Origin of the sequence: Saccharopolyspora ipomoeae, assembly GCF_029952525.1 — a bacterium.
In the GTDB taxonomy this organism is placed as follows: Bacteria; Actinomycetota; Actinomycetes; order Mycobacteriales; family Pseudonocardiaceae; genus Saccharopolyspora; species Saccharopolyspora ipomoeae.
Genome location: NZ_JASAOF010000002.1, coordinates 502,992 through 517,976, shown reverse-complemented (window position 1 = coordinate 517,976; position 14,985 = coordinate 502,992). Strand labels below are relative to the sequence as shown.

The 14,985-nt window shown below is 72.3% G+C and carries 13 protein-coding genes; 3 read left to right on the top strand and 10 right to left on the bottom strand.

Going from position 1 to position 14,985, the window contains the following annotated elements; translation table 11 throughout:
* Positions 1-71 precede the first annotated feature (71 nt).
* Positions 72-992, top strand: coding sequence for an AEC family transporter (locus QFW96_RS05930; protein WP_281454505.1), 921 nt, complete (start codon positions 72-74; stop codon positions 990-992).
* Between the two features lie 18 nt (positions 993-1,010).
* Here the strand turns inward: QFW96_RS05930 and QFW96_RS05925 are convergent, their stop codons facing one another.
* From QFW96_RS05925 to QFW96_RS05895, 7 genes are all read right to left on the bottom strand, one after another.
* A complete protein-coding gene (locus QFW96_RS05925) occupies positions 1,011-2,012 on the bottom strand; it encodes a helix-turn-helix domain-containing protein (RefSeq protein ID WP_281454504.1) in 1,002 nt (333 codons plus the stop codon).
* A gap of 37 nt (positions 2,013-2,049) precedes the next feature.
* Positions 2,050-3,954, bottom strand: a complete 1,905-nt coding sequence (locus QFW96_RS05920) for a hypothetical protein (protein ID WP_281454503.1) — start codon at positions 3,952-3,954, stop codon at positions 2,050-2,052.
* Positions 3,951-4,508: a hypothetical protein gene (locus QFW96_RS05915; protein WP_281454502.1), complete on the bottom strand. Its 558-nt coding sequence runs from the start codon at positions 4,506-4,508 to the stop codon at positions 3,951-3,953. Before QFW96_RS05915 ends, QFW96_RS05920 begins: the two co-directional genes overlap by 4 nt.
* A 12-nt stretch (positions 4,509-4,520) precedes the next feature.
* Positions 4,521-5,144 (bottom strand): hypothetical protein, encoded by a 624-nt coding sequence (locus QFW96_RS05910; protein ID WP_281454501.1) that lies wholly within the window; start codon positions 5,142-5,144, stop codon positions 4,521-4,523.
* A gap of 332 nt (positions 5,145-5,476) precedes the next feature.
* Complete coding sequence (locus QFW96_RS05905; RefSeq protein ID WP_281454500.1) at positions 5,477-6,910, bottom strand: LCP family protein; 1,434 nt, start codon at positions 6,908-6,910, stop codon at positions 5,477-5,479.
* Between the two features lie 257 nt (positions 6,911-7,167).
* Positions 7,168-7,734: a GNAT family N-acetyltransferase gene (locus QFW96_RS05900; protein ID WP_281454499.1), complete on the bottom strand. Its 567-nt coding sequence runs from the start codon at positions 7,732-7,734 to the stop codon at positions 7,168-7,170.
* 194 nt (positions 7,735-7,928) lie between these two features.
* A complete protein-coding gene (locus tag QFW96_RS05895) occupies positions 7,929-9,224 on the bottom strand; it encodes a nickel pincer cofactor-dependent isomerase, group 22 (RefSeq protein WP_281454498.1) in 1,296 nt (431 codons plus the stop codon).
* Between the two features lie 148 nt (positions 9,225-9,372).
* On the opposite strand from QFW96_RS05895, the gene QFW96_RS05890 reads away from it, so the two are divergent.
* Both QFW96_RS05890 and ilvA read left to right on the top strand, forming a co-directional pair.
* The gene (locus QFW96_RS05890) at positions 9,373-9,717 is read left to right on the top strand and encodes a DUF5313 family protein (protein WP_425524717.1); all 345 of its coding nucleotides are present in this window, start codon (positions 9,373-9,375) and stop codon (positions 9,715-9,717) included.
* A gap of 46 nt (positions 9,718-9,763) precedes the next feature.
* Positions 9,764-11,011, top strand: coding sequence for a threonine ammonia-lyase IlvA (gene ilvA, locus QFW96_RS05885; RefSeq protein ID WP_281454496.1), 1,248 nt, complete (start codon positions 9,764-9,766; stop codon positions 11,009-11,011).
* Between the two features lie 54 nt (positions 11,012-11,065).
* Here ilvA and QFW96_RS05880 read toward each other — a convergent pair whose 3' ends face one another.
* From QFW96_RS05880 to QFW96_RS05870, 3 genes are all read right to left on the bottom strand, one after another.
* The gene (locus QFW96_RS05880) at positions 11,066-11,587 is read right to left on the bottom strand and encodes a lytic polysaccharide monooxygenase auxiliary activity family 9 protein (protein WP_281454495.1); all 522 of its coding nucleotides are present in this window, start codon (positions 11,585-11,587) and stop codon (positions 11,066-11,068) included.
* A 392-nt stretch (positions 11,588-11,979) separates the two neighbouring features.
* On the bottom strand, positions 11,980-13,560 hold the full coding sequence (locus QFW96_RS05875) for a phytoene desaturase family protein (protein ID WP_281454494.1): 1,581 nt from the start codon (positions 13,558-13,560) through the stop codon (positions 11,980-11,982).
* 86 nt (positions 13,561-13,646) lie between these two features.
* Positions 13,647-14,948: an MFS transporter gene (locus tag QFW96_RS05870; RefSeq protein WP_281454493.1), complete on the bottom strand. Its 1,302-nt coding sequence runs from the start codon at positions 14,946-14,948 to the stop codon at positions 13,647-13,649.
* Positions 14,949-14,985 lie beyond the last annotated feature (37 nt).

Genomic DNA, 14,985 nt, shown 5'->3' with positions numbered 1-14,985 from the left:
ACCGCGTTGAGAGAACCGCAACGGCTCGCGCGCGTTTCCACAGTGGACAGCGCGCCGGGGGTGGAGGCGTCGTGTCGGGTGTGATCCAGGGCTTCGGCGTCATCGGCGCCATCGTTCTGGTCGGGTACGTGCTGGGCCGCAGCGAGGTCCTGGGGGACAGCGGACGCGACGTCCTGGCGAAGATCTCCTTCTACGTCGGCACCCCCGCGCTGCTGCTGACGATGCTGGCCGACTCCGACGTCCGCGTGCTGTTCTCGGCTCCGCTGCTGGTCACCGCGCTGAGCACGTTCGCGGCGGCGGCGCTGTTCGTGCTGATCGCGCTGTGGCGGCGGTGGAACATCCGGCGCACCACCATCGGCGCGCTGTGCTCCAGCTACGTCAACGCCGGCAACCTGGGCATCCCGGTCGCGGTCTACGTGCTCGGCGACGCGAGCCTGGTCGCGCCGGTGATGCTGTTCCAGCTGCTGGTGATGACGCCGATCGGGCTCACCGTGATCGACTTCGCGCAGTCCGGCGAGAAGGACTCGACGTGGACGCGGCTGCTGGCGCCGTTCAAGAACCCCATCGTGATCTGCTCGCTGCTCGGCGTCGGCCTGTCCCTGCTGGGCTGGCGCATTCCGGGGCCGGTCGCCGAACCGCTGACGCTGCTCGGGCACCTGTCGGTGCCGACGGTGCTGCTGGCCTTCGGCATCTCGCTGCGCGGGTCGCAGCTGCCCGCCGGGGGAGCGGAGCGATGGCCGGTGCTGGTGTCGGTCGGGCTGAAGTCCTTCGCGCACCCGGTCATCGCCTGGGCGATCGGGGCGGGCCTGTTCGGCATGAGCGGTGCCGCGCTGTTCGCCGTGGTGGTGATCTCGGCGCTGCCCGCGGCGCAGAACCTGTTCGTCTACGCCTCGCGGTACAACGTCGGCGTCCGCCTCGCCCGCGAGTCGATCCTGCTCTCGACGATCCTGTCGGTCCCCGTCCTCGTCACCGTCACCGCGCTGCTCGGCTGAGGGCGGTTTATCCCCGAATCACCCGTGATCAATGTCTGAAATGTCCGGGTAATTCGAGGAAAAACCGTCCTCTGGTGACGCAGAGCGCCGCCGGAGCTGCGACGCGGTGCGGAGCTGGGCCGGGGTGGTGTCGTAGCGGCGTTTGAACGTGCGGGTGAAGTGGGACGGGGAGACGAAGCCGCAGTCCCGGGCGATCTCGGCGATCGAGCAGCGGGCGGTGCGGGACGACTCCAGGAGCTCGCGGGCGAGTTCGAGGCGCCGGTCGAGGATGTGCCGGGCGACGCTGAGCCCCGCGCGGTTGAACACCCGGCAGAGCTGGCGTTCGCTGATGCCGATGCGGTCGGCGACGCGGGCCGCCGAGAGGTTCGGGTCGCGCAGGTGCAGCTCGATGACCGCCTTCGCGGTGTCGAGATGAGTGCTCGCGCCGCCGGTGAGCAGAGCGGCGAGCAGGCCGAGGGCTTGCTGCTCGGTGCGGCTGCCGTCGGTCGGCTCGTCGATGGCCGCGCGCATCAACCGGGTCAGCGCGCGCACCGTGTCGGCGGCGGCGCCGTCGGCGAGGTCGAAGAACTCCGGCTGCGCGAGCGTCGATCCGGTGAGCTCCTGCAGCGCGCCGTGCGGGATCTTGAGCACGAACTCCTTCAACCCGTGCGAGAACCCGCGCGCGAACGGCCGGTCCGCGTCGCACAGAACCGCCTGGCCCGGGCGCAGGACGCGGGTGCCGCCGGTGCTGTAGAAGAACGCCTCCCCGGCCGTGGCGATGTAGAGCACCGCCGAACCGGTGGGCCGGTCGCTGATCTCGCGCGCGCCGCGCTCGACGAGGTGCGGGCTTCCGCTGACGTGCGCGACGTGCAGTCGCGGCAGCGGCAGGTTGCGCTCGGTCGCCGACAGCGGCGCGTCGTCGATGGTCTTGCACGACAAGCCCACCAGCGCGCGAGCGTTGTGCCGCTCCCACAGCGCCACCCGCTGCTCGGCGGGCAGGCCGGCGGTGGAGAACACGCGCGCGGCAGTGACCCGAGCCATAATCCCGGCACTCTAGCAGGGGGTGACGACCCGAAGATCACAACCGGTGGGGCGCGGGCCGGTTGCCGGTGACCACGCCGACCACCACGCACCGCCCGCCGTGCCGGGCCAGCCACACCCGCTCGTCGACGCGCGGCGACCCGCGCGGATGCGGAGTCAGGTCCAGCACCAGCAGCTGCCCGAACGCGGCGTTGGCCCCGGCGTACTCGGCGGCCTGCGGAAGGTGCGCGGCTTCGAGGTGCTCCCGTGAGGCGTCCCGGAGCTCCCGCTTGACCTCGGTGACGTAGCGCAGCGCGCCGAACGAGACCGCCACGTCCGCGCGACCGCGCGCCACGTCGCCCGATTCGACCGCCACCAGACCGCCGAGCTGCCCGGTCGCGAGCCACTGGTGGTAGTCGCGCTGCAGCGCCGACTCGCGAGGACGCCGCTCGCCGTCGCGCAGCGCTCGCCGGTAGTCCTCGCCGCGGCCCCACGCGGCGGTGGTGAGATCGGCGCGGCTGAGCAGGAACCGCAGCGTCTGCTCCAGCAGCAGGCCGAACGTCGCCCGCACCCGCCCGGTGAACCCCGGGGATTCCGCGAGACCCGCGAGGAGCCGCTCCAGCAGCGGGTCCAGCACCGGGTGCGCGGTGCGGGACCGCGCGACCTCGCCGCTGTGCACCACCCCGTCGAGCAGCCGCAGGTCGTCGTCGCTGAGCGCCCCGGTGAGCCCGGCCGCGTCCCGCTCGCCGAGCACCCGCACCAGCGCGGGCGCCATCCGGTGCGCCCGAGACGCCGCCAGCTCGTCCACCTCGTGCCCCGCTGGCGACTGGTCGGGACGCCGGTCGGCGCCCGCCGACTCGATGCGGTCCAGCAGCAGTCGCGCGGTGCGCGGCGGGAGCGGCGGGTTCTCGGCCGTCGAAGTCTCCACGACGGTGCGCCGCAACGCCGCCAACCGGCTCCGCCCGCGCACGATCGCGTTCTCGATCGTCGGCTCCACGACCGCCGCCAGACCCGGCGCCGCCTGCGCGCCCGGGAGCGGCTGCAGAGTCCGCACCTGCGCGTAGGCCTCCAGCACCGCGCCGAGCGCCTCCCAGACGTCCATCCAGATCGTCTCGGCCAACCGCTCCGACGCCGTGCGCAGCAGCAGGACCAGGCGCAGCCACGCCGGTTCCGCCGCCTGCCGGGGGCGCAACCAGGGCGGCTGGTGGGTGCCGCGCAACCAGGCCGAACGCTGATCCACCGCCGCCGTGAGCCGATCCGCCGCACCCGCCAGCCGGCCCCGGTCCTGGGCCGCGAAGGCCAGCACCGCGTCGCAGGCGGCTCCGTGCGCGCGGGCGTCGTGGCGCGCCTGCTCGGCGGCGTCGACGGTGGCGAACCGGGACCGCGCCTCGCTCAACGCCTCCAGCACCGCGGGCATCTCCGTCGCGGTCAGCGCGACGCGCAGCTCGTCGCAGGCCAGCTCGAACGCCGCGTCGACCGAGGCCGCCTCCTCGTGCCGCAGCCGGTCCAGAGCCGCGCGCAGCGGCGCGGTGATCGCGGGCTCGCCCGCCCACCGGTCCATCGCCGCGCCCACCAGCCGCGGCAGCGCCTCGGTGAACTCCTCCGGAGCGCCCGGCGGCAGGTCCGCGAGCCTGCCCAGCACCGCGAACGGCGCGACGGCGTCGGCGATGGCCAACCGCACCGCGCCCGCCAACCGGCTCGCCGCGATCAGCGGATGCCGCTGCACCACCGGCCCGAGGTCGCGCAGCAGCGCGTCGTGCAACCGCGCGCCGTGCACCTGCAGCACCGTCGGCGCGGCGAGCAGCTCGTCGACGCTCGCCGCCAGCGCCAGGAGGCTGCGCTGGTCCGGCAGTCCCTCGATGAACTCCGCGACCTCCTCCCGGCCGACGGCGTCCTGACGGGCGGCCAGCGCCGCCGCCAGGACCGGGGCCTGCGGCCCGGCCGCCACCTCCCGCGCGGTCACGGCGGGCCGAGCGGGGACCCGGTCGGGTTGTCGCCGTTGCGCGGCCGGGGCGGCTCGGCGAGCTCGGCGACGAGTTCGGCCACCGCGACCTCCGCGCGGCGCAGGCCCGCCAGCGCAGCGGCCTCGGCCGCTTCGCTGGCTGCCAGCCGCAACCGCGCGGCGATCTCCGGCTCGTCGGACTCCCGCGCGGCCGCCGACACATCGCTGGTGCACACCGCGCACCGGTGCTGCTCGCGCTCCGCCCGCCGCCGCTGCTCGGAGATCGGCGCGTCGCAGCGCGGGCAGGAATGCGGCTCCAGACCGTGGAACAGCACCCGCGCCACCCCGTTCTCCCGGGTGTCGTTGAGCGCCCGCTCGTCGGCCTGGCGTCGCTGCCGGGCCGCGCGGTGGGCCTGCTCCGAGCGCTCCCAGTCGCGCTCGGCGTCGTCGATCCGCCGCCGCAGCGGCGCCGACGGCGAGTTACCGCCCGAGACCAGCAGGTGGGCGACGGTCTCGGCGGCCATGCCGGTGATCGCCGAGATCCTGTCGTGCAGCAGCGATGTTCCCGCGCTCATCTTCGACACCCCCTACGCCGCGCGCAGTTCCGCGCGCAGCCGGGCGAGCCGCTCGCGGACCCGCTCGGCGATCGTGCCGATCGGGCTTCCCCGCCGCGTGCCCGCGTACTCGGCCTGCAGGTACTGGCGGTCCCGCAGCTCGTTGCCGCCGCGCCCGTCGGCCAGCTCCAGCACCAGTCGGACCCGGTCGACGTAGTAGCGGAAAGCCGGTGCCCGGGCGATGATCGTGCGCGCGACCCGCCTGCCCCGCCCCAGCAGGTAGTAGTCGTGCCGCCGGGTGTGGCCCACCCGGCCCCGGCGCCTGCGCACGATCAGGCCCGCGCTGCGCAGCACCGCCAGCGCGTCGTCGAGCGGTTCGTAGGCGCCGAAGTGGTGGCGCAGCATCGGGTAGCGGCGGACCTCGGGTTCTTCGGAATCGAGGATGCTCCCCGCCAGGTCCAGGAGTCGTCCCTCCGCGGTCCGCTCGTACTCGTTGAGCAGTTCGTCGGCGAGGAAATCGGGGCTGCGAAGCCAGAAGTCCAGCTTCTGCAGGCGGGTCTGCCCGGTCACCACGCCGACCGCGTCGGCCAGCTCCGGGTCCGGGATGGGGAAGGGCAGGGGTTCGGCGGCTCCGTCGATCAGCAGCAGCAATCGCACCGCGTCCTGCTCCCGGCTCGTCGCGGGTGAGTCGGACCGTTCGTCCGGCTGGGTACTGAGAACGTTGCGCACGTTCAACGAGCGTGCGGTCCGGTGGGGTGGTGCAGCTGTACTGCGAGCCACGAGGAGGTGTCGATCGCGGAACCAGTCGGTGCCGCGGCTCCGCGACGTGCGAGAACGCCACCTGTTCGGCGCAATCCCCAGCGGTCCGGCATCCGATCGGCGCAACGCCAACGGGATTCGGCCGCGACCCGTGCGTGCACGTTATCGGCGGCCGATGACCGGCGCAAGCGGTTCCCGGCGAGCCGAACTCGGCGGGATGGCCGGGTTCCTCAGTTCACGCAGGGGATCCCCGCCGCGCTGATCGGCGCCTGCTCGGGCGTGTCCGAGCTCTGCTGCCGCGCCGTGCCGTCCAGGGCCAGCGCGCCGCCGGGGGAGAAGCGCGGTCCCGACGGGCCGTCGTAGTCCGAGCCGACGAGCACCTGCACCCGTCCCGACGACAGCGACGAGTCGGACTCGGTCGGCATGCCGCCCAGCAGCGAGGCGACCTCCTGCGCGGCCGACTCGCCGCCCGGGCCGTAGCGCACCACCGACGAGTTGCGCTTGCTGGTGTTGCCGACGGTGCCGACCTTGACGCCCTGACCGGAGAGCCGGTCCTGCACCTTGGAGGCCAGCCCGGAGGTGCGGGTGCCGTTGAGCACGTCGACCCGGGTGGAGGCCCCCTCCTCCGACGGCGAGGCCGAGGTGCTGTGCGGCTGCGGAGCCGGCGAACCGGGTGCGCCCGGCGGTAGCGTCGCCGCGCGCACCGCGGCCTTGACGGCGCGCGGGTCGACCTTGAGGGCCTCGCCGTCGGGCGTGTCGTAGGCGGCGTCCTCGATCGGAATCGTGTCGAACTTGATCGCCCCGCCGGCCAGGCCGCGCAGCCGCTCGGCGAACGACAGGACGTCGGTGTCCTCGCCGAGGTCGAGAACCACCGAGTCCTGCACCGAGCTGATCAGCTCGCGCAGCTTGTTCGGGTTGGCCAGCACCCCGCCGGACAGGGCGGTGCTCGCCAGCCCGGCCAGGAACGCCTGCTGCCGCACGACGCGATCGAGGTCGCCGCGCGGCAGGCCGTGGCGCTGCCGCACGAACGCCAGCGCGTCGGGTCCCTTGATGGTCTGCTGGCCCGCCTTGAAGTCCGCGCCCGAGTAGCTGTCGCTGGTCGCGGAGTTCAGGCACACCGGCACGCCGCCGACGGCCTCGGTGATCTGGGCGAAGCCGAGCAGGTTGACCTCGGCGTAGTGGTCGATGGAGGAGCCGGTGAGGTTCTCCACGGTGCGCAGCAGCAGCTTGCGGCCCGCGTCGTTGCCCGCCCGGTCCAGCGCGGCCGGGTCGTTGACGCCGCGCTTCTGCTGGGAGGCGATCTCGGCCTCCTTGCCGCGACCGTAAGCGGAGTTGATCTTGTGCTGGCCCTGACCCGGGATCGACACGTAGGAGTCGCGGGGGAAGGAGAAGCCGACCGCGCTCGACCCGTCGTTGGGGATGTGCAGCATGATGATCGTGTCGGTCAGCGACGCGTCGTTGGACCCGGCGTGCAGTTCCCGCAGCACGTTCTCCGGCAGCGGGTTCCCGTGCGCGTCGGTGCGGCTGTCCATGCCGACCAGCAGGATGTCGACCGCGCCGTCGGCGCCGCCGCCCTCGGCGACGTCGCTGGTGGCCAGACCATTGAGCAGGTGCCGGTAGTTGCTCCAGCCGTAGCCGGTGACCAGCAGGATCACCAGCGACATGACGGTGGCGAGCACCTTCGGCCCGATCGGCTTGCGCTGCCGGCGCTGCGGAACCGGTCGGGCCGGCGGCCGCCCCCTCGGGCGCCGAGGTGGGACCGGATTCCTGTCGCGTGGCGTTGGCAAGGTTCCTCCGTCGGGTGCGCCCCGTGATCGGCGCTCGGACGACGCTTCCAGGATTACATCCTGAAACCGCTACTCGGGCCTGTTCTGATCACTCTTTGGCGGGGGATTTGACCACGGACGGTGATCTTCGCCGGTCAGTCCTCGGGTGTTCCGAGGCCCGGCGCGTCCGGCAGGTCGCCCTGCCGGACGCGGTAGACCTGCAACGTCATGTCGTAGTACTTGGCGGTCTCACCGACCCACTCCATGCCGATGCGCTGCGCGGTGGCGATCGCGCGGGTGTTGTCCGGCCTGGCCAGGGCGAAGATCTCGTCGATGTCGAAGGTGAACGCCCAGTGCAGCAGGGCGATCGCGGCCTCGGTGGCGTAGCCGTGACCCCACTCGGCCGGTCGCAGCTGCCAGGTCAGCTCCAGGTCGTGGTCGTGCGGCGGGAGCGTCCGCAGCACCAGGCCGCCCACGACCTGCGCGTCCTCCCGCCGCTGCATCGCGAAGCGGCCGGTCGGCGGCACGAGGTTGGGCTGCGACTCGGTCCAGGAGTGCACCACGGCGCGCATCGCGGCCAGGTCGGCGACGCTGGAGATCACCGGCGTCAGCCACTCGGTGACCTCGGGGCGGCCGTAGAGGTCCAGAGCCGCCTGCACGTCGGCGTCCTCGGTGGTCCAGTCGCGGACCACGAGCCGGTCGGTGGAGATGGGGAGTTGCATCGCCTGCCCTCGCCTTCCGCGAACCAGCCGGATCGGGTGCTGTAGGGGGAGAAGCTTCGACGGAATTCTATCCGCCCAGGCCACGCGGCTAACACTAGTCAAAAGTACCTATTGCTTCAGTGCAGATCGAAATCAATGCCCCTGAAACGCAGGAGAACCCGGCCAGGACGTGCGAGGTCCTGGCCGGGTCGGGTTCAGTGGACGGGCGGCAGCTTCGGCAGGCGGCCGGTGTCGTCGAACTCCCACGGGCGGGCCTCGCCGAGGGCCGTCATGTCCGGGTGCTCGGCGACCTCCTGGGCGTAGGCCTCGGAGACCTCCACGCGCGGCATCGACAAGGTGTTGCGGATGCGCACGACCTTCGGTGCCCGCGGCCGGGGCCCTTGGGTGAGGGCCACGGCTGCGGTGATCGCGTCGCGGTCGGAGGCCAGCGCCATCGGGATCCGCGCTCCGTCGGGAACGCCCGAGGTCAGCGAGTTGGTGTAGAACGAGCCGAACTCGATCTGGTCCACGCAGCCCTGGGTGGTGAAGTCCGCCAGCCCGAGCCCGCACGCGTTGCCGTTGGTGTGCTCGGTCAGCCCCAGCACCACGATCCGCTTCACCGGTGTCGCGCGGAACTTGTCGGCGTTGACCGGGGCCCGGCCGGTTATGTTGGGGTCCATGCCCGCGCCGCTGATGTCCTTGCCGATCTCGTCGACGACCAGCACGTCGATGTCGGACATGAGCAGCTTCGGCATCAGCGACTTCGCCTCGGCCAGCAGTTCGGCCTCGCGCTCCAGCAGCCCCTCGGTGGGCACCAGTTCGAGCCGGGCGAGGTCCTCGTAGGCGTTCTCCACCACGGCCAGGGCGAACTCGAACGGCAGCACCGCCAGGGCCGCCGCCGCGGTCTCGGGGATCAGGGTGTCGAACTTCTCGAAGCCGTGGCGGTGCAGCGTCGCCGCGCCCTCGTGCTTGCCCAGCCCGATGGCGATCATCTTCGCCAGACCGCTCTCGTGGGAGCCACGGAAGTCGGTGTGCGGCTTGACCCGGCCGAGCACCACGATGCTGTCGGCCTGGGCGGCCTCGGCGTCGCAGTGCACCGGTGTGCCGTCGGGCAGCTCGGTGACCACGACGGTCTCCATCGAGGCGATCACCGGCGCGCCCACGGTCTCCTCGGTGACGCCGTACTCGGCGAGCACCTGCCGCTGCCCGTCGGCGGTGCCGCCGCCGTGGCTGCCCATCGCCGGGATGACGAACGGTTTCGCCCCGTGCTCGGCCAGGGCGCCGACGAGGGCGATGACGATCCGGTCCAGCTGCGCGATGCCGCGGCTGCCGACGGTCACCGCGATCCGCTTGCCGCCGAGCTGGTGGGTGCGGGCGTGCTCGGCGACCTGCGCGCGGATCGTCCCTTCGAGGTCCTCGACCGACGAGGCCGCGAAGCGCTGCTCGACGGGCAGCATCCGCGGCAGCGGCACGTCGGCACCGGCCAACCGAACTCTCTCAACGTTGAACATGCTTCTTCTCCGGGGCTGCGGACCAGGTGTTTCCCCCACCCTGGCAGGTCGAACGGCCGCGATCACCACCTGAGCGGCGTGGTTCTATGCTGGGGGAATGCTGCGGCCGGGGCCTCTTCGGTGGATCGCGTACCAGTACGGACGGCGGTTGCCCGATCGGTACCGGGACTGGGTGCTGCACGACGCGACCTGCCGGACGTGGGTGCTGCGCGTGCTGATCCGGGGATTGCTGCAGATCGCGCCGCTGGGTGTGCTGCTGTTCCTCGCCCTGGGTGTGCTGGGCGGGGCGTGGCCGATCGCGGCCGGGGCGCTGCTGCTGGGGGTGCTGGTGGTGGCCCGGATCGTGCTGACCAGCTCGGTCGACAGCGTCGACAGCAGGCTCGCGAAGTACGGCTTCCCGCCTGGTCACGGCTCCGCTGTGCGGCGGCAGCGGGACGCCGCGGCCGCCGAGCGGTACCGGGCGGTGTGGCGGCAGGACCCGCCTGAGAGCTGAGCCACCCGACGGCCGCCCGATTCACCAGCGGCTTTAGTATCGACAGGTGTCCGTTGAGCTGAGTCCCGCCGCGATCTTCCGGGCCGGAACGCGCCTGCGTCAGGTGGTCCGGCGCACGCCGCTGGAGACCAGCAGCCGCCTGAGCGCGGAGCTGGGCGTTCCGGTCCGTCTCAAGCGCGAGGACCAGCAGGTGTGCCGGTCCTACAAGGTGCGCGGTGCCTACAACCTGATCTCCGGTCTCGACGCCGAGGAGCGCGAGCGGGGAGTGGTGTGCGCCAGCGCGGGCAACCACGCGCAGGGGCTGGCGTTCGCGTGCCGCGAGCTGCGGATCAAGGGCCGGGTGTACCTGCCCGCCAACACGCCGCGCCAGAAGCGCAAGCGCATCGCGAGCATCGGTGGCGAGTGGGTCGAGCCGATCATCGCGGGGTCGTCGTTCGACGAGGCCAGCGCGGCGTCGAAGGCGGATTCGGAGAGCACCGGCGCGATCTACGTGCACCCGTTCGACGATCCGCGCACCATCGCCGGTCAGGGCACGGTGGGCCTGGAGATCGCCGAGCAGCACGACGGTCCGATCGACACGGTGATCGTGCCGGTGGGCGGCGGTGGGCTGCTGGCCGGGATCGTGCTGTGGCTCAAGGAGCACTTCCCGGAGATCCGCGTGGTGGGTGCCGAGCCTGCCGGTGCGGCGAGCATGCGCGCGGCCTTCGAGGAGGGCGCGCCGGTGAAGCTGCCGGAGGTCGACACGTTCGTCGACGGTGCGGCGGTGGGCCGCGTGGGCGATCTGGGCTTCGAGGTGGCGCGGGAGCTGGTCGACGAGCTGGTGGCGGTGCCCGAGGGTGCGGTGTGCACCGAGATGATCGAGCTGTACCAGACCGAGGGGATCATCGCCGAGCCCGCGGGTGCGCTGGCGAGCGCGGCGTCGCGGATGCTGGAGCGGGCGCCGCGAGGTCCGGTGGTGTGCGTGGTCTCCGGTGGCAACAACGACCTGAGCCGCTACGGGGAGATCGTCGAGCGGTCCCTGCTGCACGAGGGTCTGCGGCACTACTTCCTGGTGACGTTCCCGCAGGAGCCGGGCGCGCTGCGGCACTTCCTGGACGACGTGCTGGTGGACGGCCAGGACATCGTGGCCTTCGAGTACGTCAAGAAGAACAACCGGGAGACCGGTCCGGCGCTGGTGGGCATCGAGCTCGACAACGCCGACGACCTCGACGACCTGCTGAGGCGGATGAAGGAGTCCCCGCTGCAGATCGAGCAGGTCTCGCCCGGTTCGCCGCTGTTCTCGTTCCTGGTCTAGCAACGGTCGTGGGAAGGCGGGCCCGGGATCGTCCGGGCCCGCCTTCTCGCGTTCCTACTTCTTGGCGCCGACGTTGACGTCGATGCAGGCGTAGAAGGCGTTGGCGGTGTCGGCGACGTTCCACACCGCGAGGACCTTCTGCGGGCCGCTGTAGCCGGACAGGTCGACGTTGTGCTGCAGCGTCTGCGGGGGTTGCTCGCCGCCCTGGTCGAAGGAGGCGACCAGCTTGTCGCCGATGTAGTACTCCCACGTGGTGGTGGCGTGGGCGGCGGTCAGCTTCCAGTTGAAGGTGGCCTGGGTGCCGATCGGGGTGGCGGTCCAGCCCTTGGAGTCGTCGTCGAGCTCGGCGAAGCTCTCGTTGCCGCCGCTGCAGCTCTTGAGGCCCTTCGGTCCCTCGACGCTCTGCGGCTCGTAGGTGATGGACCCGCACTGGACGGTGCCGGCGGCGCACTGGGCCTGGCGGCTCGGCGGGGCGTCGATGTAGCCGTGGGCGCTGGCGGTTCCGGCGGGGATCGCGAGCAGGAACGGTGCGACGGCGGCACCGACCATGGCTGCGGAGATCTTGCGCTTGGGCATTGTCAGCTCCTTCGGGGGAGAACGCGCGACAGTGTGAATCGATTCCGAACAGCGGTGCCCGTGGTGGGGCGCTCGTTGTCGGTTTTTCCTGTCGCGGAAGGGAATTCACCAATCGCTTGGTGGTCTGGACCATAATTCGGACGCGTGGGCCGGTCAAGGACGAATCGGCTACGCGTCCATTCGCCCGCGCCGGCGAAAGCGTCCTGACCTGCGAGAATGGATGATGTTCGTCGGTTGGTACGAAATTTCCCAGCCGCATTCCCGTTTTTTGTGGAGGATGGCATGAATTCGCCACGCGCGCGGCGAAGATCATTCTTTCGCCTGCTGAAAACACGCCGATCCAGGGCTCTTCCGGCGTTCTGAATCGGGAATGGCGGTGAGCGGAGGGGTGCTCAGCGAATGCGCTTGAGCAAGGCCGTGGCGGCCGCGTGACCGGACCCGCCGCCCATGCCCGGGCCCGGGTGCGTCGAGGCGCCGATGTGCCACAGGCCGGGGATCGAGGTCGAGTGGCCGCCCGCCGAGGGCAGCGGGCGCCACAGGTAGTTCTGGTCGAGCTCGGTGCTGCCGCCGTAGGGATCGCCCTGGGCGGAGTTCGGGTTGTGGGCGGTGAGCTCGGGCGGGCTGATGATGTCGACCGCGCACACCAGGTCGCCCAGGCCGGGGGCGTGGGCGTCGAGCCGGTCGAAGACCCGCCGGGCGTAGCCCTCGGCCAGCTCCCGCGTCCAGCCCCGGCTCGTGTCGAGCTCACCGGCCGAATCGCCGACGGGGTGGAACGGCAGCTCCTGCAGCTGCAGCCACAGCGACGCCGCGCCGGTGGGCACGCGGCTGGCGTCCACCAGGTACTGGCGTCCGACCACCACCGTGGGCCGTCGCGGCAGCAGTCCGGCTTCGGCCTCGGCGCACGCGATCCCGGTGCTCGCCGACCCGTCGGTGAGGTGCACGATGGGGAAGTCGGCGAGGCGTTCGTCGCGCCACTGCAGGGGTGCGGACAGGGCCACGTGGATCTGCATGGCGGCGCGCCCGTAGCGGAACTGCGAAGCCTGGCGCGCCAGGTGGGGTTTCACCGCGCTCGGCGGCAGCAGCCGCTGGTAGAGGGTCGAGGGGGCGACGGAGGCGAGCACGCCGTGGCGGGCGCGGAAGACGTGGTCGCCGGAGATGACGCCGATCGCGCGGCCGTCGTCGATCATGATCCGCTCGACCTCGGTGTCGGTGCGCACCTGCACGCCGAGGGAGTCCAGCAGCTCGGCGAAGGCGGTCACGAAGTTGTCCGCGCCGCCCTCGACCACGGGCAGCCCCGCGCCGTGCAGGCCGGCCGCGAGCAAGCCGGTCATCAACCCGCCGGAGGCGTGGTCGGGCCCGAGTCCGGCGTGCAGCAGCCACGGGGTGAAGAGGTGGTCGACCTCGTCGCCGCGGAACTCGCGGCGGCAGAACGAGCGCCCGCTGGTGGCCAGCTGCCGCAGCCAGCCCTCGGCGCCGCGGACGCCCCCGGTGTTGATCAGCTTCGCGCCGTGCCGCAGCAGCGCCCAGGAGCGCAGCTCGCTTCCGAGGAAACCGTTGATGGCGGCCATGTTCCCGCCGATCCTGTCCAACATGGACAGGTAGGCGGAGCCGTCGGCGTCGTGCTCGAAGCCCTCGACGGTGCGGACCGGGTCCCGGTGGGCCAGGCTCACCCGGCCGTCGTCGGCGACGCTGGCCGCCGCCCAGGTGTCGGTGTTGCGGTAGACCAGCCCGTGCTCGTGCAGCTGCGCGCCGAGGGAGGCGTAGGCGGGCCCGGCCAGGAACAGCGGGTGCCACGAGGAGTAGGTGTCGTGGACGTAGCCGGGCGCGGTGCGCTGCTCGGAGGTGATGAAGCCGCCGAGGCGGTCGTTGCGCTCGACGAGCAGGACGGAGCGGCCCGCGCGGGCGATCTCGGCGGCGGCGACCAGGCCGTTGATGCCGGATCCGACGACGATGACATCGACTTCGGTGCTCATCCCAGCCCGACCCTCCCGCGTGCCCGGCCGCGGGCACCTGATCATCACCAGAAGCGGAAAGATCCTCGCACTCGGCGCTAGACCGATCAAGGTCTTCCGCTGGGCAGAGTGTGGGGAAATCCCTGGCGTCGCAGTGCTCCGCACAACGTCGTGGCCAGCAAGGACAGCACGGCCGCGAGGGCCAGCGCCACCGCAGGGCCCCAGCCGGCCAGAACCAGCCAGCCCAGCCCGATGCCCACCACGCCGCTGATCGCCTTCGCGCTGTAGACCAGCCCGTGGACCTCGACGCTGCGGGACTGCCCGAAGCACTCCCGCGCCAGCGCCGCGAACAGCGGGTAGAACGCGCCGCCGCCGAGTCCGGCGACGGCGGCCCCGGTCGCCAGCCATCCGGGCGAGCCCTGCGAGATCCCGGTCAGCAGCAGCACCTGCCCGAGAGCTTGGGCGGTCATCACCCAGCGCAGCGCGCGTCGCCGGCCCAGCCGCGCGGCGACCGGGGTCGCCACCGAGCGGCCCGCGCCGTTGGTCGCCACGAACAGCGCGATCGCCGCGACCGGCGACAGCGGGGCGGCCAGCAGGGCGAGGAACGCCGCGTCGAACAGCGACACCGCCGCCGCGCAGAACAGGCAGGTCGCCATCAGCGGCAACGCCGGGGTGCGAAGCGCTTCGGCGGCCGAGAACTCCCGCGCGGCAGGCGGATTCGCCCGCGCCCAGCTGCGGTGGTCGACGTGCGCGGGCCACCAGTGCCGCGGCGGGTCGGCCAGCAGGAACCCGCACCCGGCCACGCCGACGAGCAGGACGGGGGAGTAGGCGATCAACCCGGTCTCGACGTGATCGGGTGCCAGGGTCGCGGCGATGACCAGCGGGGTGGCTCCGTAGGCGAACGCGCCGGTGACGACGCCGACGCGCGCGGCGGGGCTCTCCGGGAACCACTTCTCGGCCGTGGAGGTGCAGGCCGCGTAGACCAGGCCCGCGCCGGTGCCGCCCAGCAGCCAGTACCCGGTCGTCATGCCGTGGCCGAGGCTGAGAACTCCTGCCGCGCAGAGCATCCCGCCGACCACGAGCATCGTGCGCGGTCCGCTCCGGGAGCGGCGGCGCAGCAGAGCGGCCGGGTAGCCCGCGCCGGCCTGCAGCACGGTCCAGCCCGCCAGCGTCCAGCACAGCTCGGCCAGGTCGTGCCCGGCGGCCAGCAGGCCGGGGATCGCGGCGCCGAAGGCGTACTGCAGGGCGCCGACCAGCAGCATCGGCAACCAGCAGGCGCCCAGCATGACCGCGCGCGGCAGTCCCGCGAGCTCGCGCGGGCGCTCGCCGACGCGGTAGCGGCGACCGTGGTGGTCGCGCACCACCAGCTGCGGGGTGTGCAGGCCGATCATCGCCTGGTCGTCGCGCATCGGCTCCCCTCCGTTCGGGTGTCGGTGCTCACAAGAA

Coding starts and splice junctions, on each gene's coding strand:
- QFW96_RS05925 (WP_281454504.1), bottom strand. CDS start 2,012: ATGGCTCGGGTCACTGCCGCGCGCGTGTTCTCCACCGCCGGCCTGCCC.
- QFW96_RS05915 (WP_281454502.1), bottom strand. CDS start 4,508: ATGAGCGCGGGAACATCGCTGCTGCACGACAGGATCTCGGCGATCACC.
- QFW96_RS05905 (WP_281454500.1), bottom strand. CDS start 6,910: ATGTCGCTGGTGATCCTGCTGGTCACCGGCTACGGCTGGAGCAACTAC.
- QFW96_RS05900 (WP_281454499.1), bottom strand. CDS start 7,734: ATGCAACTCCCCATCTCCACCGACCGGCTCGTGGTCCGCGACTGGACC.
- QFW96_RS05895 (WP_281454498.1), bottom strand. CDS start 9,224: ATGTTCAACGTTGAGAGAGTTCGGTTGGCCGGTGCCGACGTGCCGCTG.
- QFW96_RS05880 (WP_281454495.1), bottom strand. CDS start 11,587: ATGCCCAAGCGCAAGATCTCCGCAGCCATGGTCGGTGCCGCCGTCGCA.
- QFW96_RS05875 (WP_281454494.1), bottom strand. CDS start 13,560: ATGAGCACCGAAGTCGATGTCATCGTCGTCGGATCCGGCATCAACGGC.
- QFW96_RS05870 (WP_281454493.1), bottom strand. CDS start 14,948: ATGCGCGACGACCAGGCGATGATCGGCCTGCACACCCCGCAGCTGGTG.